Raw genomic sequence first — 20,202 nt, 5'->3', positions numbered from 1 at the left:
TCCGCGTTCCGCCCCGCGGGTCGGCGCGGGCCGAGATCGTGTCCGCATGGCAGCCAAGGACGAGCTCGGCCGCCGCGGCGAGGACGTCGCGGTCGAGTACCTCGAACGCAAGGGCCTCGTCGTGCTGTCCCGGAACTGGCGGTGCCGGGAGGGCGAGATCGACGTGGTGGCCACGCAGCGGCAGCGCGACGGCACCCGGCTGGTGGTCTGCGAGATCAAGACCCGCTCGGGCACCCGGTACGGCGAACCGGCGGAGGCCGTCACGGGGCTGAAGGCCCAGCGCATCCGGCGGGTCACCAAGGCGTGGCTCGCCGCACACCACGTGCCCTGGTGCGAGGTCCGGTTCGACGTCGTCGCGGTGCTGATGCGCCCCGGCCGGCCGGTCACCCTCGAGCACTACGAGGGGGCGTTCTGATGGCGCTCGCGCGGGGGTGGTCCGTGGCGCTGCACGGCGTCGAGGGCGTGCCCGTCGAGATCGAGGCGCTGGTGGGCGGCGGCATCCCCGGCGTGCAGATCGTGGGGCTGGCCGACACCGCGCTGCAGGAGTCGGTGCACCGGATGCGCTCGGCGGTGGTGAACTCGGGGCGCGAGTGGCCCTCGGTGCGCATCCTCCTGGCGCTGTCCCCGGCCACGCTGCGCAAGACCGGATCCCGCTTCGATCTGGCCCTGGCCTGTTGTGTGCTGGCCGGTGCGGGGGTCGTCGATGCCGATCGGCTCGCGGGCACCGTGCTGCTCGGCGAGCTGGCCCTCGACGGCCGGGTGCGGCCCGTCCGCGGCGTGCTGCCGAGCGTCCTCGCGGCGCGGTCCGCCGGGCTGCGCCGGGTCGTGGTGCCGGTGTCCGCGCTCGAGGAGGCCGGCCTGGTCGACGACGTCGAGGTCTACGGGGCCACCACGCTGGCCCAGGTGGTGGGCTGGTTCGCCGGCGAGCGCGAGCTCGACCGCCCGGTGGGCCCGCTGCCCGGGCCGCCGGCCGCGGTGCCCGACCTGGCCGACGTCGTGGGCCAGCCCGACGCGCGGCGCGCACTCGAGGTCGCCGCCGCGGGCGGGCACCACCTGCTGCTGGTCGGCCCGCCCGGCACGGGGAAGACGATGCTCGCCCGGCGGATCGTCGGGCTGCTGCCCGAGCTGAGCCGGGACGAGGCGCTGCAGCTGGCGTCGGTCCGCTCGGTGCTCGGCGAGGCCGGCGGGGACCCGCTGAGCCGGGTCGCGCCGTTCGTCGCGCCGCACCACTCCTCCTCGATGGCCGCGCTGCTCGGCGGCGGCGCGGGGCTCGCCCGCCCCGGGGCCGTCTCGCTCGCCCACCCCAGTGCTCGAGGGGGCGGTCAGCCGGCCCTCAGCAGCGCGTAGGCGGGGACGAGGTCGGCCTCGGTACCCGCCGCACCCGACGGTCTCCCGCCGCCCGCCGGGGCAGCATCCAGCCTTCACGGACCGCGGTGGCGGTGTCCTGTTCGGTGCGCTCCGCCCGCACCAGGTCTTCCGTCAGCGGAATGGTCCAGGGTCTCGACCCGGCGGACGTCGAGGTCCGCGCCGCTGCGGACGAAGGCCCACGAGAGGCTGAAGAAGCAAACGCTTGGATGAGCCGCCGGGGCAGACTCGTCCGAGTCGCAGCGTAGAAGAGGCCGAGGCACCGTGGGCGAGGGCAGATGGACGAGCAGGATCCGGCATATGCACTTATAGGGCGCAAACTGCGTACAGACTCAGGACGCCAGGCAGAACCACAATATCGCTCGGTCCGTAAGTATGGCCCCGGGTACGGCAACTCAGCAGGCAGGCGCAGAGGTGATCGACCGAGTTGTCGGTCGAGTGAGTAGCGATTCACCGGCTGAGGGTCGAGGCCCCGCTTGGGGAGTCCCATATCTGCGGTTGTCCGCCGGTGAGGCCTTAGAAGTCCCACTGACGAGGACGCCGATGTGATTCCGCTTAGGCTGAGTTTAGCGCCCACTGGGGCACCGCGGCGCCGGGTCGCCCGCCATATGATCCAGCTCATCTCGACTGCAGGGCGTGCCAGAAGCTGGCCCGTACCGCGTCTGCTCCCCAGGCGTTCGGCTCGATGATTCGGCAGTACCAGAGCTTGCGGTTATCCGGTCGGGGGTTGCTCTGTGCCGGGTTGCCGGCACGGAGGCCGTGGCCAAGGAAGCGCTCGTGGATTTCGGCAATCCGGGCACCGTTGTCCTCGGCGGCTGCGCGCAGCCCGGCGTTCAGGTCGGCGAGGATGTCGACGACGTCCAGCCACGGGGGCAGGCCGACGCGGTGAGCCTCGCCGCTGCCGTCGCTCGGGTCGTAGACGGTCCCGACGACCACCGGGTCGTCTGGGGTGCGCATCAGGCGCTTCAGCCTGCCGAGGGCCTGTCCGACCCGCACGCGCACGGAGCGCACGATCTGCCGGGCGGACCCGGTGTCGCCGTAGGCGCCGAGAAGGTCGTTGCCGCCGATTGTCAGCGTCACGACGTCGGGTCGGACGCCTGAACTCTCAAGCCGGGGGAGTTGTGACTCCAGGAGCGCGCGGGTGGTGCCGCCGTCGACGGCGAGCAGGTGGTAGCGCAGTCGTCGGTCCTGGGCGCTCAGGTCGCGACCCCGCCACTGCGGAAAGTCGTCGTCCAAGTTCCGGGCGAGCAGGCTGGAGCCACCCCGGCCCGGACCGCCCGCGTACTGGTCGATCGAGATCGAATCCCCAAGCGCGACGTAGGTGTACGGATCGTCCGGCTCAGCTGACGTCCCGTCGAATCTTTCTCGCGGAGTCGACGCGCAGGCTGCGGCGCTCGTCGTCGTCCCGACGAGCAAGAGGGTCCGTCTGCGCACCCGCTGCACGATTCACCATCCGTCCGATCCCTGACGTGCCTGAAGGCCGTCTCTCCGTCCCGCACGTCCCCCGCGGCCGTCCGGCAATGACGCTTCTTGGCCTGGTGTAGATCTTAGGTCGAGCCGAAGCCACGCGCCTTGCAGTCGGTGGCGTCGAGAACACATACGGGGCGGGTAGTCGGACAATGCGCGGACCTGGTGCCACTGACCCTTTCTGGTCCGGCCGGTCTCCGGACTACGAGGGCACCGAAGGCCTCATCACTCACCCCAGCGGGAGTTCCGCCACGCTGCGCCATGCCCCGGGCGCGTCCGAGCCCTGGAACAGGTGAGCCACCTGCACCGAGGCTGTCACCGGCAGTCGCGGAGAAACGGCGGCACCCGCGGCCGACAACGCGTCGAGGTCGGCCTCGTGGCCGATGGTCAGATGAGGCACCGAGGTGCGGAACGCACCGCCGTAGGGCGGGCACTCGGGGAACGCGGCCCACACGGCAGCGATCAACGCGTGGAAACCATCGGGCGGATGGGGAGCGAGCCACACGGCGGTGCGCTCAAACCAGCGGACCTCGGAGAAGGAGACGTCGAAGCGGGGCACGGAGCGGACGGCATCGCGAAGCCGCTGCAGCTCAGAGGGGCCGATCCGATCGGGAGGAAGGAAGGGGTAAATGAGCGTCACATGCGCTGGTACGCCCCAGCTGGCGGAGCGGTCAAGTGCGGCGCGAAACTTGCCGACGACGGGCTCGGCCTCGGGCACCGACACGATGACTGCGCTCTCGGTCGCGTCCACGCCGCGATCATCCGAGCGGCCCGGCAGGGCGGCAACCGATCGGCCTCGTCAATCGGATCGATCTTCCGACGCGCGATCTGAGCCTTTCCTTACTGATGCCAAGCTGCGATTGCTGGCTCCTTACCCGCGGCACGCTGGTTAGAGGCATGGCGTGCATGCGGGCCCTACGGGTGTGGCCCGGGGTCGGGTGCGAACGTCAGCTCCTCGGGTAGGAACTGTAATTTGATGCCGCTGGGGTTGAGGTCGTAGAGGTCGTGCAGGTTGCCCAGCTCCCCGGTGGGCAGCACGGCGGTGTCGTCACGGTTGACGGGGTCGGCGCGGAGCCACACGTCAAACGCGGCCAGGTCGTGGTGGCCGTCCTTGAAGTACCTGACGAGCCGCCGATACAGCTTGGGAAACATGACCAACTCGGACAGATCGGCCAGTCTGGTCAGCTGGACGCGATGCTCGGTGGTGACCGCTTCCTGCGGCCACATCCCCGTGGTGTTCGCCCGTACCTGCTTGAGCAGGTCTCGGAGGTGTTCGATGAGCTCGAGTGGCATGGTTGCGTAGAGTTCGGCGTAGGCCAGGCCGGCGCGGACCAGGCTGACGTTGACGCTGCGATCGAGCCGGTCGACATCGACGAAAACGGGATCGCCATCGGCGGCGTTGAGGTCGGGGTCGCCGGTGTAGACGAGGGCGAGCAGCCGGCCGTTGCTCTCCACGCCGTTGGCGAGCAGGTAGCCCCGGACCGGGTGGTGTTCGGCTGACTTGACCTTGTTGGGCAGATCGTCCCAGAACTCGACGGTGCCGAACCCGACACTGGCTAGCATGTGGTCGCGGGCCGCGCGGGCGAACGCGAGGTCCTGGTGCTGGTTCTCGAAGTGGGTCTCCAGTGTGTCGATGCCTTCGAATCGGGTGCCGTAGGTGCCGAGGTGGCGCCGGTCCGGTCCACGGTTGCTGAAGCGCGGCAGGCTCTGCACCAGGTCGTCGTTGTCCGGGAGGAAGTTGATGGTGTCGCCGTCCGGCTCGGGGCCGTTGCGCGGCAGGTCTGGGTAGCGGATGTAGAAGTCGCCGGTGATGAGGGTGTAGCGCGGCCTAGCCATCTCGTCCCCCAAGTCGTTCCTGACGAACGGTCAACCGGGCCGCACTGCGGTCGCCATGCCGGTCGGCCGATCGCGTGATTCGTTAGCCTGTGCGGCTGGAGGAAAATCCAGCTACTCCATTTAGTTGCGAGCTGATACCCGCAATCGCAGGTGCCAGCAGACTGGCCTCGAACGCCATTGCCGCCCGCGCTATTCTCGCCAAATACGCCCGCCCCTCCAAAGTGCCGCGGCCCTTCGGGGACAGCCCCTCGGTTTGAGCGGCCGACGACACCGTGTCCTTCGGCCAGGCTTCGTCCCTCGACAGCTGGTTCACCCTGCGCAGTGTTCTGGGTCAGGAAGGTATTTACAGAAGACAATGTGAGCTGTGTCGGATCTCCGGCTGCATTATTCGTGGTTCCATACTGCAGGTTGCCGGTCGCCATACCTGCCTCCTGGAAGTCCACTTCCTGTGGACCTTCTTTCTGGAACCGTGTTCTGACTGACGATTGAGGGCCGGGTAACTGAGCGGCCGCTATGCGTTTCTGGCCAACCTTAGCAGCATGTCATAATTCCTGCAGTTCTCGGATTGCGCAATACGTACAACTACGTATTGCTGCAATCTCCAGTCGGGGCGCGGTCGCGGCATTAGAGCCCTTCCAATTTAGCGTCAGTCCGGATAGGGGAGGACCAGGACGGGCCTTGATTAGGTCGATCCCGGAATCGTCCGAGTCTGCGCCGGGCGGACGTCGAGGCCGAGGACATCAACCTTCCGGCGGCGGTGATTACCACGGCGCTGCTGGTGCTCGCCCTGGTCCTAGGTGTCGCCTTGCCCGCCGTCAGCTACTGAGCGCTGCTGTTCCTATACGACTGCTGGCCTTTGTGGCCCGATTGAATTGGGAACTACCTCGCTGAGCGTCGAGGTGACCTGGGCGACGGTGGGACGGTTTGGCGGATCTGGTTCGAGGCAGGAGTCGATGATCGTTGACAGGCAGCGCGGAAGCCGTGGCCGGCGGGTTCGGACGCACGGGGCTCGTGTGGTCAATTGCGGATGTTGGTGGCGGGGCTCCTCGTGGGCGAAGGGTCGTTGTCCCGTGGCCGTCTCGTACAGCACGATTCCGATGCCCCACACGTCGGCGGCCGTGGTTGTCATGCCTCCGCGGGCATGCTCGGGCGGGAGGTAGCCTTTGGTGCCGCATCCGGGATCGACTGATCTTGGTGGACCGGCCAGGCTGAGGTCGAGGATCTTGGCCAGCCCCTGGCTGCAGATGATGTTCGATGGTTTCAGGTCGAGATGCAGGACGTTGTGGCGGTGTAGATACTGGATTGCCGAGCACAGATGCAGGCCGAGAATTCCGATGCTCCTTGCGGGGATGGGTCGGCGGATAGTGTCGATAAGGTGGTCGAGCGTCTGGCCGGGCAGGGCTTCGAGGATCAGGATGGCGGTAGGGAGCTCGATCGTTTCGTAGGCGCGGACGAGGTGGGGGTGGGTGAAGGACTCCAGATACCGTCCCTCGTTGAGCACGCGCGCGACGAGGCGGCGATGGTGCTGGCGCGACCGGCGCACGGTCTTGGCCACGCAGCGGCATTCTCGCTCCTGGCTCCAGACCTCGTAGACCTCTAGGTTCCGGCTCCGGTCGAGCAGCCTGATGACTGAGTAGCCTCTGGTTAGTTCGACGCCGGCGGCCAGTGCCGGGTCATTACTGTTACCGCCTTTTGAGCGGCTGCTGGGTTGGGACGGCTGGTCGGCGGCTGTAGCGATGTCTGCGGCGGACGGTTGACAACAATATGAACGCCCGGTAGCGGGGTGCTGGTCGCTCATGCCCATGCCCCTCGTGAGTTGGCGATGACCGGCCCCGACGATCCTTCGGAGCCATGGCTGGTGGGTCTCGATGCGGTGGGCTGGCGGACGTGCAGACGGTAAAGGCGCGAGTAGGTGCCGTTTCGCGCCAGGAGCTCGTCGTGGATCCCGCTGTCCACCAGTTGACCTTGGTCGAGGACAGCGATGACATCGGCATCGCGGACTGTAAGCAGGTCGTGGGAGATGACGATGGTGGTCCGGCCGCTCATGAGACGACGCAACGGAGCAAGGACTCGCTGTCCGGAAGCAGCGTCTAGGCCGGTCGTCGGCTCGTCCAGCAGAAGTACCGGTGCGTCGCGCAGCATCGCGCGAGCAATGGCGAGACGCTGCCGCTGGCCGCCGGAGAGACGCCGCCCTCGCTGGCCGACGAGTGTGTCGTAGCCCTCCGGAAGAGCAGTGATAAATGCGTGGGCGTCCGCAGCGCGCGCGGCCGCCACTATCTCGGTCTGGTCGGCGTCCAGTCGGCCGTAGGCGATGTTGTCCCGGATGGTGCCGTCGAAAACCAGAGTTTCCTGTAGGACGACCGCGACGTTCTCGCGGAGCGAGTCCAGTCGCAGCTGCCGCAGATCGTGGCCGTCGAGGCGTATCCGGCCGGCGTCGGGGTCGTAGAAGCGGAGCAACAGCTTGGCCACGGTGGACTTGCCCGCGCCGCTGGGGCCGACGAGCGCCAGCGTTTGTCCCGGTACCACCCGTAGCGACACGTTGCGGAGCGCTTCGCGGTCCGTGCCCGGGTAGCGGAACGTCACGCAATCGAGTTCCACGTGGCCAGCTGCCGGACCCAGCACCACGGCTCCTGGAGTGTCCGCAACGGCCGGGCGCTGGTCGATGAACTCGATGATGCGTTCTGCGCTGGCGGAGGCGGAGTAGACGGAGTTGACGAGGCTGCTCATCCCCCGGACCGGACTATACATTCGACTGAGGAGGGTGAGGAACACCAGTAGCCCGCCGAGGGTCAGGTGACCGGCCGACAGCTCCCAGATGCCCATTCCCAGAACGATGAACGCGCCACCTAATTCCACAAGATCGATTAGTGGCCTAAATACCGCGCGGAGTCGGGTCGAGGCCATTTCCGCGAGGTACTTGCGGTGCCCCTCCCGATGGAATCGATCCACCTCCCAGTCCTGCCGGTTGCACGCCTGCACGAGCATCGCGTTGCCGAGGCTCTGCTCGGCGACCGCAGTGATCGATCCGCTTCGACGCCGCTTCTCTCGCGAGGCGATCTTCAGGAGTCGCGAGAAGCGTCGGGAGAGCAACCAGAACAGCGGCAGAACGGCAAATGACATGAGGGCGAGCCGCCAGTTGAGGACCAACAAGGCACCGGTGAAGACTCCCAGTCGCAGGACATACGTCACCCCGCTCATCAGCCCGCCCAGCAGGAAGGATTCGATGGCGGCGATGTCACCGGTGAGGCGGGAAAGCACGTCCCCGAGCTGGCGTCTCTCGAAGAAGTCCAGCGACATCCCCTGCAGGTGTCGAAAGAAGGACGTGCGCAGCGACAGCAAGAACTGTTGGCTCACCCGCGTGGACAGCAGACTTTGGGCGATGGAGAACAAGCCGCTGGCTACGGTGAGGCCGATGAACATGAGTGCGATCGGCACAAATGCTGCAAAGTCCGCGGGCACCAGCACATCGTCGACGAGCAGTTTGAACACCCAGATTTCCCCAGCTTCAAACAGCGGCGACACCACGACCAGACCGATTAGGAGCGGCAGCCAACGACGCTGCGAGCGCGTGTAGGGCCAGAAACGACGAGCGATCTCACCAACGGACACGGCCGGGGCCTGGGCTACCAGGCCGTCGCCCTCCGAAGGGGCAGCGCTAAACGATGATCCTAGAAGTGTGTTGAGGAAGCGGGACATGCGGAGAACGTTCATGGCATTCTTCGCTCTATGACGAAGACGGCTTCACCGTGAGATGAAGCCGTCTCTGGTTGGCGGAGGCGTACTATGCGTCACCACCCCTTGCAGCCGCCGTCAGTGGTGCGTCTCGTGGGTGTGCTCGTCCTTGTCACGGGTCTCGTTCTTCCTGTAACCCCCGTTTGTGGTCCTCTTGTTGTCGTTGTCGTTGTCGCGGCGCCGAGTCGCCGCCTGCAGCAAGTCAAACATTGATCTCCCCCAGGCTGAGCCGAACTTCAAGTTGGCACGCCTTAGGCTACGCCCTCCGCTGGACGCCCACAATATGCCCTTTTCAAGGTGCGGCGACGTGGATCGTAACGAGAACGATCTATGCCTGATCGGGATGATGCGTGTGCAGGTGCAACAAATACGTAAGCTAACGACCTCGCAATATCAACGCACGACGCTAGGCGGATGCCGGGCCCAGCGTCATAAATGGTGCAGGCCGGACAATCCTCGCGGACATGTCTGAAGCTGCCGTTTTGAAACGGACAGTTGCGACAGAGTATGCGAGATAAACGGTAAAAACGGACTCGATCCTAGTGATCATTCAATGTGGACTAGTTTGATACGCAAATATGCGGGCCGGCGGTGCATGGGCCTCAGTCATCCGCGCCACGATAGATAATCCGTTTGGGTCTTGTTGTTCATGTACGGGCCGGGCGTAGGTGCGTGCACCCTAGTCCGATTTCCAACTGTGTGCGCGACCCATGTTCCGAGTGATTGATTGCTCTGGCGTGCAAGCCCGACCTGAATGGGTGTCAGATGGCATGTCAATACGTAGATGTACGTACACGCGAGCAGTACCGTAACGAGTGCGCAAGTTGAAGGCGCTTGGTCTGGCCGCTTGAGCACGCTCGACGTACTGCGTGATCTCCTCGTCGGACTTTACACCGGTGCTGGGGGTACGGGCTCGTCAGCGACCTCTCCACCAGGAGTCCTGAGTTCCGATGCTGCTGCGGGGCGCAGCACGACGGAGCTGCGGCCCGCAGCCTACAAGGAGAGCTGGCTCATCCAGTGGTCGGCCCAATGGTGCTCGAGCAGACCGCGCTCCCGCTGAATGCTGGCTCACGCCGCCGGCCGATCCTCTACACACGCAAGCTCGACACAGGCACGGAGCCGAAACTTCGGGTATTTGCGAAACGGCATTAACGAAGCGTGTCGTTGGTGCTTGTCTAACGCTGCACAAGCTCGTTGGCCGGATGCGCCGGTCGTTGATCTGGGACCGCTCGGTACCTGCAGCGGCTATGTTCCGGCGCTGTGGGAGGTACTTTCCGCCGTCTCGGCGGCGCGAGATGCGGCGTCAGCGGGGTTCAAGGTACATAGACGAACACTTGGCCACCGCGGGGTGTTGTTCCTCGACGAGTGCGCGGAGTTCCAGCCGCACGTGCTCGACGCGCTGCGCACGCCGCTCGAGGAGGGCGAGGTCCGGCTGGCCCGGGCGGACGGGAGCGTGCGGTACCCGGCGCGGTTCCAGCTGGTGCTGGCGGCCAACCCGTGCCCGTGCGCGCCGGCGCGGGACCGGGACTGCATCTGCACCTCGATCGTGCGGCGGCGCTACCTCGGGCGGCTGTCCGGCCCGCTGCTCGACCGCGTGGACCTGCGGGCCCGGATGGTCCCGGTCACCGAGATCGGCACCGCCGGCACCGTCGAGGAGGACACCGCGACGGTCCGCGAGCGGGTGCTCGCCGCACGGGCGGCCGCGGCCGAGCGGTGGTCGGCGCACGGCTGGCGCACCAACGCCGAGGTCCCGGGCCCGGCCCTGCGGCGCACCTTCGGCCTGCCCCGCGCCGTCGTCCGGCCGCTGGAGGAGCGGATGCGCGCGGGGGAGCTGTCGGCGCGCGGTGCGGACCGCGCGTTGCGGGTGGCGTGGACGCTGGCGGACCTGGCCGGGGCGTCGTCGCCGGACCGGGAGGCCGTGGACAACGCGCTGTACTACCGCGAGCGGGGTGCGGCGTGAGTGCGCCGGTCCGCCCCGCCGCGGTGGCCGAGGAGGTCCTGCGGGCCCGCGCGTACCTGGTGCGGGTCGCCGAGCCGCCCGCTCGGGCCACCGGGCGCTTCGCCGACCTGGTCGGCGCGGTCGCGGCGGCCGCCGCGATCCAACGGGGCGACGTCCCCGCGGCCGTCGCGGACGAGACGTCCGCGCGGCGCGGCGTCGAGCGCGTCGACGCCGATCTCGAGGCCGCCGCCGCGTGCGGTGCCCGGCTGCTCGTCCCCGAGGACCCGGAGTGGCCGCACTGGCCGTTCGCCTGCTTCGGGCTGACCGACCGCACGGATCTCGCGCCGCCGCTGGCGCTGTGGGTCCGCGGCCCCGGCTCGCTCGGCGAGCTCACCGACCGGGCCGTGGCGATGGTCGGCGCCCGCGCCGCCACCGGCTACGGCACGCACACCGCCGCCGAGCTCGGCGCCGGCCTGGCCGCGGCCGGGCAGACGGTGGTGTCGGGTGCGGCGATCGGCATCGACGGCGCCGCGCACCGGGGCGCCCTCGCCGGCGGCGGGTCCACGATCGCGGTGCTGGCCTGCGGGCTCGATCGCGCCTACCCGACCTCGCACGCCGGGCTGATCGACCGGGTCGCCGACCAGGGCCTGGTGGTGTCGGAGTACCCGCCGGGCGCGGTGCCGGCGCGGCACCGGTTCCTGGTGCGGAACCGGCTCATCGCGGCGTTGTCGGCCGGCACGGTGGTGGTCGAGGCGGCGCTGCGGAGCGGCGCCCAGCGCACGGCCTCCGACGCCCGCGAGCTCGGCACGGTGGTCATGGCCGTTCCCGGGCCGGTGACCTCGGCGGCGTCGGCGGGCTGTCACGAGCTCATCCGGCAGGGCGCCCTGCTCGTCACGCGGGCCGAGGAGATCACCGAGGCGACCGGGCGGCTGGGCGTCGAGCTGGCGCGGGAGCCGGAGCGGCCGCGGCGCCGCACGGACGCGCTCGACGAGGTGCAGGCCCGGGTGCACGACGCCCTGCCCCCGCGGGCGGCCCGGGACATCGCCTGGCTGGCGGTCGAGGCGGGCCTGGACCAGGCCACCGTCCGCTCCGCGTTGGTCGAGCTCGAGCGCCGCGGGCTCGCCTCGTACCACGAGGGCCGGTGGCAGCGGGCGGGGAGGAAGCGTGGTGGCGGGTGAGGACGGCGGGTCCCCGCCGCGGCGCCCGGGCGGGACGCGAACCGATGCGCGGCTCGTCGCGTGGCGCAGTGGTGGTCGCCTGCTCGCGCGGGCGGGTGAGCGGCGGACACCGCGACGGCGCGCGCGGCGTGGGGCGTTGACCCGGGCCGGTCCGGACCGCACCGTCGGGGGATGGCGCCGTCCGATCCCGAGAGCCAGCCCGAGCAGCGGTCCGAGGGCGCGCGCGCCGATCCGGCCGGCGGCGCCCCCGACCGACGGGCCGACCCCGCCGAACGCGCCCTCGCGGCCGAGGTGGCGGCGGCGGTGGAGCGCTTCCTGCGGCACCTCGAGCTGGAGCGGGGCCGGTCCGCGCACACCGTGCGGGCCTACCGCTCCGACCTCGCCGGAATGCTCGCCGGCCTGCCCTCCCTGGCGGCGCTCGACCTCGCGCACCTGCGGCGGCGGCTGGGGGAGGCGCACGCCGCGGGCACCGGCCGCGCCACGCTCGCCCGGCGCGCGGCCGCGGTGCGCACCTTCACGGCCTGGGCGGCGCGGGCCGGGCTGCTCGCGAGCGATCCGGGGGCGCGGCTGAGCTCGCCGAGCGCGCGAGGGGAGCTGCCCGAGGTGCTCCGGGCGGACCAGGCCGCCGCCGTCCTCGACGCCGCCACCTCGGGCGCGGCCGAGGAGCAGCCCGAGGCCCTCCGGGACCTCGCCCTGCTCGAGGTGCTGTACGCGACCGGCATCCGGGTCGGCGAGGCCTGCGGGCTCGACGTCGACGACGTCGACGACGAACGCCGGACCCTGCGCGTACTGGGCAAGGGCGACCGGGAGCGGACCGTGGTGTTCGGCGTGCCGGCGGCCGCGGCGCTGCGCCGCTGGCGTGCCCTCGGCCGGCCGGCGCTGGCCCGGCCGGGTTCGCCGCCCGCGCTCTTCCTCGGGGTTCGCGGCGGCCGCCTCGATCCCCGCGTCGCGCGCACGATAGTGCACCGCGCGATGACGGCCCTGCCCGACGCGCCGGACATCGGGCCACACGGCTTCCGGCACGCCGCGGCGACACACCTCCTCGAGGGCGGTGCGGACCTTCGTCACGTACAGGAGTTGCTCGGTCACGCTACGCTGTCGACCACTCAGCTCTACACGCACGTGACCGTCGACCGTCTGAAGGTGGTCCATGACCAGGCTCATCCCCGGGCATGACGTTCCGGACGCGGAGTCTGCGCAGGTCACTGCTCGGATCGGCCTTCCGGCAGGAGCGCTGGCCAGGGCCCTGACCACCGCGGAGGAGCAGGCGGTCGCCGAACGCAGGGTGTCACTGCGGGCGGTCCCGTTTGAGTCCGGGGTGTCACCGGACGTGGCGGGGTCGGAGTCGAACCTCGGCGGGCCGCACCGCGCCGCCGAGCACGTCGCCCTCGTGGCGCCGCTGCGGCGCGACACGCCCGAGACCCCCGAAGGTCGCCCGATCGGGCACCGCTCGTCGGCGAACGGCACGCCCGCCCCGGAGGCGCCGGCCACCGACCCGAGCGGTACCCCCGTCGCCGCTCCCGCCCCGACGCGCATCGGCCCGGCGGCCGCCGACCGGCCGGGGGACGACGCGGCGGAGAGCGTCGCCGGGGATCGCGTCGCAGGGCATCGCGCCGCCGGGGATCGCGCCGCCGACATCACCTCGACCCTGTGGGCGGACTTCCTCGCGAGCCGCTCCCCGGCCGCCCGGGACCGTCTCGTGCTCCACTACCGCGCGCTCGTGCGAGGGGTCGCGGGCAGGATGGCGGGCGGCCTGCCCGCCCACGTCGACGCCGCCGACCTGGTGCAGGTCGGGATGTTCGGCCTGATCGACGCCGTGGAGCGCTTCGAGCCCGAGCGCGAGGTGCGCTTCGAGAGCTACGCGGCCCAGCGCATCCGCGGCGCGATGCTCGACGAGCTGCGGGCGCAGGACTGGGTGCCGCGCACCGCCCGGGCGCGGCGCCGCGAGGCCGAGCGGGTGCGCGAGCGGCTGGAGATGCGGCTCGCACGCACGGTCGAGGACCGGGAGATCGCCGAGGAGCTCGGCGTCGGGCTCCGGGAGCTGCGCGCGGTGCTCCAGCACCGCCAGCTGGTGAGCGTGGAGGCGCTCGAGGCCGGCGGCGAGGGCCACGGGCCCGTCGCCGAGCTGGTCCCGGACGAGTCCGCCCCGGGCCCGGCCGAGGTCGTGGAGCACGGCGAGACGGTGCGCGAGCTCGCCCTCGCCGTGGGCGCGCTGGGGGAGCGGGACCGGGAGGTCGTGCGCCTCTACTACCTCGAGAACCGCACGCTCGCCGAGATCGGCCGCCTGCTCGGGGTGACCGAGTCGCGGGTCTGCCAGCTGCACTCCCGTCTGGTCACGCGCCTGCGCACCTGCCTGACCGAACCCGCCTGACCGAACCCGCCCGACCGAACCGGCCCGACCGAACCCGCCCGAGCGGCAGCGCCCGCCCTATCCCGGCCACGGATCGGGGAGCGGGAGCAGCCGGACGTGCCGGGGGCGCAGCAGCACCAGCGGGTCCATGTACTCCGACGTGGAGCGCACCCCCCGCCGTACGCCCCAGTGCAGGCAGGCCTCGGCCGGACACCCGGCGTGCCCGGCCTCGAGCACGCCGATCGGGTCGCCGCGCGCCACCCGCACCCCGACCGCGACGGTGCCGGTGACCGGCTCGTAGGTCGTCCGCAGCCCGTCGGCGTGCTCCACCGAGACCACGCCGCGCCCCGCCACCGGACCCGCGAACACGACGACCCCGTCCCGGGCGGCGAGCACCGCCTGCCCGGCGGTCCCGACCAGGTCGGCGCCGCGGTGCCCGCGGCCGTACCGGAAGGGCGGCTGGTCGAACGGCCGCGCCACCGCCGGCACGGGCAGGAGCGGCCACCCGTACTCCACCCCGGGCGCGGGCTCCCTGCCCGGTACCGACGCGGCGAAGGCGACCCGTTCGACCCCGCCCCGTCCCGCCACCCCCACCCCCACGGCCGCTCCGGCCCCGGCCCCGGCCCCGAGCAGCAGCCCGACCGCCACGAGCCACGCCGCCGCCCGCCACCCCACCCCGCAACGGCCCCTGCTCCACGAGCGCGCCCTGCGCCGGCGCCCCGCGCACGAGCGCGCGCTCCGCCGGCGCGCCGCCCACGAGCGCACCCTGCACGGGCCCACCGCCCGGCCCACCGCCCCCGCCCGCCTCATGCCGCCACCCTGCCCCGCGAGCAGCGCGAACCCGCCGCCCCACGGACGATCGATCCACAGGGCCCGCACCTGGGGACAGGTCGGCCTGGCGCGGCCGTCCCGGATGAGGCCGATCGGCGGCCGGGCGTACACTCGACCACGCACCTCGACCGCTCGAGGTGACTTCGCGCGCTCGCGTGCCCTGCGGAAGCGGGGTCGGCGACCGGGCGGTCCCGCATCCTCGCCGACCGGCCGGGTGCGGGTCCGGGAGCCGGCGCGGCGCCAGGGCGAGTCCCCTCCACCGGGGATTCGCGACAACCGCCACGCGCGGACCGACCGGCGGTGATCGGTGATCACCCCAGCCGCCCGCGCCCGACCGAGAGGTGAACACCGGCCATGGCCGTCGTCACCATGAAGCAGCTGCTCGACAGCGGCGTCCACTTCGGGCACCAGACCCGGCGCTGGAACCCGAAGATGAAGCGCTACATCCTGACCGAGCGCAACGGCATCTACATCATCGACCTGCAGCAGACGCTGTCGTACATCGACCGCGCCTACGAGTTCGTCCGCGAGACCGTGGCCCACGGCGGCACGATCATGTTCGTCGGCACGAAGAAGCAGGCCCAGGAGGCCATCGCCGAGGAGGCGGGCCGGGTCAACATGCCGTACGTGAACCAGCGCTGGCTGGGCGGCATGCTCACCAACTTCCAGACCGTGCACAAGCGCCTCCAGCGGCTCAAGGAGCTGGAGTCGATGGAGCAGACGGGTGGCTTCGAGGGTCGCACCAAGAAGGAGATCCTCATGCTCACCCGCGAGAAGGACAAGCTCGAGAAGACCCTCGGCGGCATCCGCGACATGTCGAAGGTGCCGAGCGCGGTGTGGGTGGTCGACACCAAGAAGGAGCACATCGCCGTCGGCGAGGCCCGCAAGCTGGGCATCCCGGTCGTGTCGATCCTCGACACCAACTGCGACCCGGACGAGGTCGACTACCCGATCCCGGGCAACGACGACGCGATCCGCTCCGCGGCGCTGCTCACCCGGGTGATCGCCAAGGCGGCGGCCGACGGCCTGATGGCCCGCTCGGCGCGCGCCCGCGGCGAGGGCGAGAAGGCCGAGGGCGCCGAGGAGCCGCTGGCCGAGTGGGAGCAGGAGCTCCTGACCGGCGGCGGGTCGGACGGCGCGAGCCTGGGCGGCGAGCCGGCCGCGGCGAACGCGGGCTCGGCCCCGGCCAGCACCAGCAACGGCACCCAGCAGACCGCCGGCTGAGCACCACCCNGCCGGGGCGCACACCGCCCCGGCCGCCGGTCGGACCCGATCCACCCGCAGCGCGAAGGACGAGAAGACACCGAGATGGCGAACTACACCGCCGCGGACGTCAAGCGGCTCCGTGAGCTCACCGGCTCCGGGATGATGGACTGCAAGAAGGCGCTCGAGGAGGCCGAGGGCGACTTCGACAAGGCCGTCGAGCTCCTCCGCATCAAGGGCGCGAAGGACGTCGGCAAGCGCGCCGAGCGCTCCACCTCCAACGGCCTGGTCGTCGCCGAGGGCGGCACCATGGTCGAGCTGAACTGCGAGACCGACTTCGTCGCCAAGAGCGACGACTTCGTCGACCTCGCCACCAAGATCCTCGCCGTCGCCGTCGAGCAGAAGCCGGCGGACGTCGAGGCGCTGGCCAAGGCCCCGCTCGAGGGCGGCACCGTGGCGGATGCGATCCAGGCGCTGTCCGCCCGCATCGGCGAGAAGCTCGAGCTCAAGCGGTACATCCACGTCGACGGTCCGGTCGCGGTGTACCTGCACCGCCGCGCCAGCGACCTGCCGCCGGCCATCGGTGCGCTCGTTGCCTACGAGGGCGAGGACGCCGAGGCCGCACGCAACGTCGCGATGCACATCGCCGCCGCCCGCCCGCAGTTCACCACGCGTGACCAGGTCCCCGCCGAGGTCGTGGAGAACGAGAAGCGGATCGCCGAGGCGACCGCCCGCGAGGAGGGCAAGCCGGAGAAGATCCTCGACCGGATCGTCGAGGGCCGGCTGACCGGCTTCTACAAGGACGTCGTGCTCCTCGAGCAGGCCTCCGTGCTGGACTCGAAGAAGACCGTGAAGGCGCTGCTGGACGAGGCGGGCGTGACCGTCAAGGACTTCGTCCGCTTCGAGGTCGGCCAGGCCTGATCGCATGAGCGACCACGGGATCGACGCCGGACCCACCCGCCACGGGTACCGCCGCGTGCTGCTCAAGCTCGGCGGCGAGATGTTCGGCGGCGGTGGGCTCGGCGTCGATCCCAAGGTCGTGGAGACCGTCTCCCGGCAGATCGCGGAGGTCGTCGCGAGCGGCGCCCAGATCGCGGTCGTGATCGGGGGCGGCAACTTCTTCCGCGGCAGCGAGCTGCAGCAGCGCGGGATGGACCGCGCCCGCGCCGACTACATGGGCATGCTCGCCACCGTGATGAACTGCCTCGCGCTGCAGGACTTCCTCGAGCGCGAGCACCACCTCGACACCCGCGTGCAGACCGCGATCACGATGGGGCAGGTCGCCGAGGCGTACATCCCCCGGCGGGCCATCCGGCACCTCGAGAAGGGCCGGGTCGTGATCTTCGGGGCGGGCGTCGGGATGCCCTTCTTCTCCACCGACACGGCCGGCGCCCAGCGCGCGCTGGAGATCGGCTGCGAGGCGTTGCTGCTGGCCAAGGGGGTCGACGGGGTCTACACCGCGGACCCGAAGATCGACCCGACGGCGGAGATGTTCCACGAGATCACCCACCGCGAGGTGCTCGAGCGGGGGCTCAAGGTCGCCGACGCCACCGCCTTCAGCCTGTGCATGGACAACCGGATGCCGATCATCGTGTTCAACCTGCTGACCGAGGGCAACATCGCGCGGGCGGTCGCGGGTGAGAGGATCGGCACGCTGGTGAGCACACCCGAGACCTGAGAACGACACGCCAGAACGCACCGGGAGCAGCCGTGATCGACGAAACCCTCTTCGACGCCGAGGAGAAGATGGAGAAGGCAGTCGAGGTGGCCAAGGACGACCTGGCCAGCGTGCGGACCGGCCGGGCGACCCCGGCGATGTTCTCGAAGGTCGTCGTGGACTACTACGGCGCCTACACCCCGCTCAACCAGCTCGCCTCGGTGACGATCCCCGAGGCGCGGATGGCTGTCATCAAGCCGTACGACGCCAGTCAGCTCAAGGCGATGGAGAAGGCCATCCGGGACTCGGATCTGGGCCTCAACCCGAGCAACGACGGCCAGATCATCCGCTGCATCATCCCGCAGCTCTCCGAGGAGCGGCGCCGCGAGATGGTGAAGGTCGCGCGCAGCAAGGGCGAGGACGCGCGCATCACCATCCGCAACCTCCGCCGCAAGGCCATGGACGAGCTGCACCGCATCGTCAAGGAGGGCGAGGCGGGCGAGGACGAGGTGACCCGCGCCGAGAAGGAGCTGCAGGGCGTCACCGACAAGTACGTCCACCAGGTCGACGAGCTGGTCAAGCACAAGGAATCCGAGCTTCTCGAGCTCTGAAGGACCGTGACCACCTCGCCCAGTGCCGGCCACGAGGCCGACCACGGCGCCGACCGGTCCGGTGACGGCCCGCCGCCGGACGCCGCCGGCCCGCCACCCGTGACCTCCGACCTCCCCGGGTCGGGTCTGCCGGGCGCGCCCTCGCCCCCGCCGCGGTCGGCGCGGCTCGGCCGCAACCTCGCCGCGGCGATCGCGGTCGGGGTGTCGCTCGGGGCCGTGATCCTCGCGTCGCTGCTGGTGCAGCGGCAGGCGTTCGTCATCGTGCTCGCCGCCGCCACGGCCGTCGGCACCTGGGAGCTCGCGGGCGCCTTCCGCCGCAGCCGGGAGAAGATCAAGGTCCCGCTGCCGGTCCTGCTCCTCGGCGGGCAGGCGATGGTGTGGCTGGCCTGGCCGTTCGGCCTGCGCGGGTCCGCGGTGGCCTTCGCCGTCACCGTCCTCGTGTCCCTCCTGTGGCGCATGGGTTCCGGGAGCGGCGGCAAGGGCAGCGGGCCCAACCCCGCCGACGGGTTCCTGCGGGACGTCGGGGCGGGCATCTTCTCCGCCGCCTACGTCCCGTTCTTCGTCTCCTTCGCCACGCTCCTCGTGCTCCCGGAGGACGGGGTCGGCAGGGTGCTGTCGTTCATGATCTGCGTCGTCGCGTCGGACGTCGGCGGCTACGCGGCCGGGGTCGTCGCCGGCAGGCACCCGATGGCCCCGCGGATCAGCCCGAAGAAGTCCTGGGAGGGCTTCGGCGGCTCGTTGCTGGCGGGCATGGTCGCCGGCGCGCTGTCCGTCCTCCTGCTGCTCGACGGCGCCTGGTGGCTCGGCGCGGTCCTCGGTGCGGTCCTGGTCGTCACGGCCACGCTGGGCGACCTCACCGAGTCGATGATCAAGCGCGACCTCGGCATCAAGGACATGGGAACCCTGCTGCCCGGCCACGGGGGCCTGATGGACCGGCTGGACTCGATGCTCCCGGCCGCCTTCGTCTCGTGGGCGCTGCTGAGCGTCTTCGTCCCCGTCACGTGAGGTGTCCGCCCCGGATGACCGCATGAGGTACAAGGGCTTCGGCGGGCAGCTCAAGAGCGGCCCCGCGATCCCCAGCCCCAACATCTGGCACTGGCCCGAGGTGTACGAGCGCGAGAACCGCGCACAGGACGCCGACGGCGTGCTCTGGGCGGCCCTGCGCGCCGCCGCGCCGTGGGCGGGGCTCGACGTCGTCGACGTCGGCTGCGGGGACGGCTACCACCTGCCGCGGTTCGCGGAGGAGGCCCGGTCGGTGGTCGGCGTCGAGCCGCACCCGCCCCTGGTGGAGCGGGCCCGGCGGCGCGGGTACGAGGTGCTGCGCGGGGGAGCGGAGGCGCTCCCGCTGCCCGACGCCTGCGCGGACGTCGTGCACGCCCGGACCGCCTACTTCTTCGGCGAGGGCTGCGAGCCGGGCCTGGCCGAGGCGGACCGCGTGCTGCGGCCCGGCGGTGTGCTCGCGATCGTGGACCTCGACTTCACGGTGCCGCCCTACGGCGACTGGCTGCGGGCGGACCTGCCGCGCTACGACCCCGGCGCCGTCGAGCGGTTCTTCGCCCGGCAGGGCTTCACCCAGCAGCGCGTCACGTCGACCTGGCGCTTCCCGGACCGGGAGACGCTCGAGGCCGTGCTGCGGATCGAGTTCGCCCCCGCGACCGCGGCCCGCGCGATCGCGGAGACGACCGGGCTCGACATCCCGGTGGGCTACCGGCTGCACACCCGCCGCAGGCCCGCCGGGCTGATCACGCCCAGCCGCTAGGCGAGCGTGATCTGGCCGCCGGACACCGTGACGTTCTGCGGTGTCAGGCCCCGCGTGGCCGGGCCCTTCTGCAGTTGGCCGTCGAGGCCGAAGGTGCTGCCGTGACACGGGCAGACCAGCGAGGCGCCCTGCACCCCGGTCACGGTGCAGCCCTGGTGCGGGCAGATCGCGGAGAAGCCGCGGTAGGTGCCCGCGGTCGGCTGGGTGACGATCACCTTCTGGTTCGCGAACACGGCGGCGCCGCCGACCGGCACGCTGGAGGCCGGGCCGAGCG

At 70.8% G+C, this 20,202-nt stretch carries 18 protein-coding genes and 2 pseudogenes; 13 read left to right on the top strand and 7 right to left on the bottom strand.

From position 1 onward, the window contains the following. The first annotated feature begins 46 nt into the window (after positions 1 to 46). Together ACFQH9_RS29555 and ACFQH9_RS29550 are read left to right on the top strand one after the other, a co-directional pair. Positions 47 to 415, top strand: a complete 369-nt coding sequence (locus ACFQH9_RS29555; protein ID WP_379571286.1) for a YraN family protein — start codon at positions 47 to 49, stop codon at positions 413 to 415. Continuing rightward, positions 415 to 1,302: pseudogene (locus ACFQH9_RS29550) on the top strand (ATP-binding protein); the annotation flags it as partial. The gene ACFQH9_RS29555 and the pseudogene ACFQH9_RS29550, both read left to right, overlap by 1 nt. 681 nt (positions 1,303 to 1,983) lie before the next feature. Here the strand turns inward: ACFQH9_RS29550 and ACFQH9_RS29545 are convergent. The 5 genes from ACFQH9_RS29545 to ACFQH9_RS29525 all read right to left on the bottom strand — a co-directional run bounded on the left by ACFQH9_RS29545 (position 1,984) and on the right by ACFQH9_RS29525 (position 8,364). Beyond that, positions 1,984 to 2,808: an SGNH/GDSL hydrolase family protein gene (locus ACFQH9_RS29545; protein ID WP_379571284.1), complete on the bottom strand. Its 825-nt coding sequence runs from the start codon at positions 2,806 to 2,808 to the stop codon at positions 1,984 to 1,986. A gap of 253 nt (positions 2,809 to 3,061) precedes the next feature. Beyond that, complete coding sequence (locus ACFQH9_RS29540; RefSeq protein ID WP_379571282.1) at positions 3,062 to 3,583, bottom strand: 2'-5' RNA ligase family protein; 522 nt, start codon at positions 3,581 to 3,583, stop codon at positions 3,062 to 3,064. Between the two features lie 164 nt (positions 3,584 to 3,747). Continuing rightward, positions 3,748 to 4,680: a thermonuclease family protein gene (locus ACFQH9_RS29535; protein ID WP_379571280.1), complete on the bottom strand. Its 933-nt coding sequence runs from the start codon at positions 4,678 to 4,680 to the stop codon at positions 3,748 to 3,750. 826 nt (positions 4,681 to 5,506) lie between these two features. Then, a complete protein-coding gene (locus tag ACFQH9_RS29530) occupies positions 5,507 to 6,466 on the bottom strand; it encodes a serine/threonine-protein kinase (RefSeq protein ID WP_379571278.1) in 960 nt (319 codons plus the stop codon). Beyond that, complete coding sequence (locus ACFQH9_RS29525; RefSeq protein WP_379571276.1) at positions 6,463 to 8,364, bottom strand: ABC transporter ATP-binding protein; 1,902 nt, start codon at positions 8,362 to 8,364, stop codon at positions 6,463 to 6,465. The genes ACFQH9_RS29530 and ACFQH9_RS29525 overlap by 4 nt, the downstream gene beginning before the upstream one ends. A gap of 960 nt (positions 8,365 to 9,324) precedes the next feature. Here ACFQH9_RS29525 and ACFQH9_RS29520 point away from each other — a divergent pair. The 5 genes and pseudogenes from ACFQH9_RS29520 to ACFQH9_RS29500 all read left to right on the top strand — a co-directional run. Further along, positions 9,325 to 9,552, top strand: a pseudogene (locus ACFQH9_RS29520) (hypothetical protein); the annotation flags it as partial. Beyond that, positions 9,461 to 10,360 carry an ATP-binding protein gene (locus tag ACFQH9_RS29515; RefSeq protein WP_379571274.1) on the top strand — a complete coding sequence of 300 codons (900 nt, stop codon included), beginning with the start codon at positions 9,461 to 9,463 and terminating at the stop codon, positions 10,358 to 10,360. The pseudogene ACFQH9_RS29520 and the gene ACFQH9_RS29515, both read left to right, overlap by 92 nt. Further along, positions 10,357 to 11,517 carry a DNA-processing protein DprA gene (gene dprA, locus ACFQH9_RS29510; protein ID WP_379571272.1) on the top strand — a complete coding sequence of 387 codons (1,161 nt, stop codon included), beginning with the start codon at positions 10,357 to 10,359 and terminating at the stop codon, positions 11,515 to 11,517. The genes ACFQH9_RS29515 and dprA overlap by 4 nt, the downstream gene beginning before the upstream one ends. 171 nt (positions 11,518 to 11,688) lie before the next feature. Next, entirely contained in the window at positions 11,689 to 12,693 is a 1,005-nt protein-coding gene (locus ACFQH9_RS29505) for a tyrosine-type recombinase/integrase (protein WP_379571270.1), read from the top strand. 154 nt (positions 12,694 to 12,847) lie between these two features. Next, positions 12,848 to 13,888: a FliA/WhiG family RNA polymerase sigma factor gene (locus tag ACFQH9_RS29500; protein WP_379571268.1), complete on the top strand. Its 1,041-nt coding sequence runs from the start codon at positions 12,848 to 12,850 to the stop codon at positions 13,886 to 13,888. 57 nt (positions 13,889 to 13,945) lie between these two features. Here the strand turns inward: ACFQH9_RS29500 and ACFQH9_RS29495 are convergent, their stop codons facing one another. Then, the gene (locus ACFQH9_RS29495; RefSeq protein WP_379571266.1) at positions 13,946 to 14,542 is read right to left on the bottom strand and encodes a M23 family metallopeptidase; all 597 of its coding nucleotides are present in this window, start codon (positions 14,540 to 14,542) and stop codon (positions 13,946 to 13,948) included. Positions 14,543 to 15,052: 510 nt separating this feature from the next. Between ACFQH9_RS29495 and rpsB the strand changes: the two genes are divergently transcribed. The 6 genes from rpsB (at position 15,053) to ACFQH9_RS29465 (ending at position 19,928) form a co-directional block, all read left to right on the top strand. Further along, positions 15,053 to 15,922, top strand: a complete 870-nt coding sequence (gene rpsB / locus ACFQH9_RS29490; protein ID WP_379571264.1) for a 30S ribosomal protein S2 — start codon at positions 15,053 to 15,055, stop codon at positions 15,920 to 15,922. Positions 15,923 to 16,006: 84 nt separating this feature from the next. Beyond that, positions 16,007 to 16,822: a translation elongation factor Ts gene (gene tsf, locus ACFQH9_RS29485; RefSeq protein WP_379571262.1), complete on the top strand. Its 816-nt coding sequence runs from the start codon at positions 16,007 to 16,009 to the stop codon at positions 16,820 to 16,822. Between the two features lie 4 nt (positions 16,823 to 16,826). After that, positions 16,827 to 17,579, top strand: a complete 753-nt coding sequence (gene pyrH, locus ACFQH9_RS29480) for a UMP kinase (RefSeq protein ID WP_379571260.1) — start codon at positions 16,827 to 16,829, stop codon at positions 17,577 to 17,579. Positions 17,580 to 17,611: 32 nt separating this feature from the next. Beyond that, a complete protein-coding gene (gene frr, locus ACFQH9_RS29475; RefSeq protein WP_345384217.1) occupies positions 17,612 to 18,169 on the top strand; it encodes a ribosome recycling factor in 558 nt (185 codons plus the stop codon). A gap of 99 nt (positions 18,170 to 18,268) precedes the next feature. Continuing rightward, positions 18,269 to 19,174, top strand: a complete 906-nt coding sequence (locus ACFQH9_RS29470) for a phosphatidate cytidylyltransferase (protein WP_379571311.1) — start codon at positions 18,269 to 18,271, stop codon at positions 19,172 to 19,174. A 22-nt stretch (positions 19,175 to 19,196) separates the two neighbouring features. After that, the gene (locus ACFQH9_RS29465; protein WP_379571257.1) at positions 19,197 to 19,928 is read left to right on the top strand and encodes a class I SAM-dependent methyltransferase; all 732 of its coding nucleotides are present in this window, start codon (positions 19,197 to 19,199) and stop codon (positions 19,926 to 19,928) included. On the opposite strand, the gene ACFQH9_RS29460 is transcribed toward ACFQH9_RS29465, so the two are convergent. Further along, a partial coding sequence (locus ACFQH9_RS29460; RefSeq protein WP_379571255.1) for a QcrA and Rieske domain-containing protein occupies positions 19,925 to 20,202 on the bottom strand: 278 nt, incomplete at its 5' end. The two genes, ACFQH9_RS29465 and ACFQH9_RS29460, sit on opposite strands and share 4 nt — an antisense overlap.

The organism is Pseudonocardia lutea (assembly GCF_042658055.1).
GTDB lineage: Bacteria > Actinomycetota > Actinomycetes > Mycobacteriales > Pseudonocardiaceae > Pseudonocardia > Pseudonocardia lutea.
This window is presented reverse-complemented; position numbering and strand designations above follow the sequence as displayed.

Bases quoted from the DNA above. Each gene is read 5' to 3' on its own strand.
- ACFQH9_RS29555 (WP_379571286.1), top strand. From the start codon at position 47: ATGGCAGCCAAGGACGAGCTCGGCCGCCGCGGCGAGGACGTCGCGGTC.
- ACFQH9_RS29530 (WP_379571278.1), bottom strand. From the start codon at position 6,466: ATGAGCGACCAGCACCCCGCTACCGGGCGTTCATATTGTTGTCAACCG.
- ACFQH9_RS29525 (WP_379571276.1), bottom strand. From the start codon at position 8,364: ATGTCCCGCTTCCTCAACACACTTCTAGGATCATCGTTTAGCGCTGCC.
- ACFQH9_RS29515 (WP_379571274.1), top strand. From the start codon at position 9,461: ATGCTGGCTCACGCCGCCGGCCGATCCTCTACACACGCAAGCTCGACA.
- ACFQH9_RS29505 (WP_379571270.1), top strand. From the start codon at position 11,689: ATGGCGCCGTCCGATCCCGAGAGCCAGCCCGAGCAGCGGTCCGAGGGC.
- rpsB (WP_379571264.1), top strand. From the start codon at position 15,053: ATGGCCGTCGTCACCATGAAGCAGCTGCTCGACAGCGGCGTCCACTTC.
- tsf (WP_379571262.1), top strand. From the start codon at position 16,007: ATGGCGAACTACACCGCCGCGGACGTCAAGCGGCTCCGTGAGCTCACC.
- pyrH (WP_379571260.1), top strand. From the start codon at position 16,827: ATGAGCGACCACGGGATCGACGCCGGACCCACCCGCCACGGGTACCGC.
- ACFQH9_RS29465 (WP_379571257.1), top strand. From the start codon at position 19,197: ATGAGGTACAAGGGCTTCGGCGGGCAGCTCAAGAGCGGCCCCGCGATC.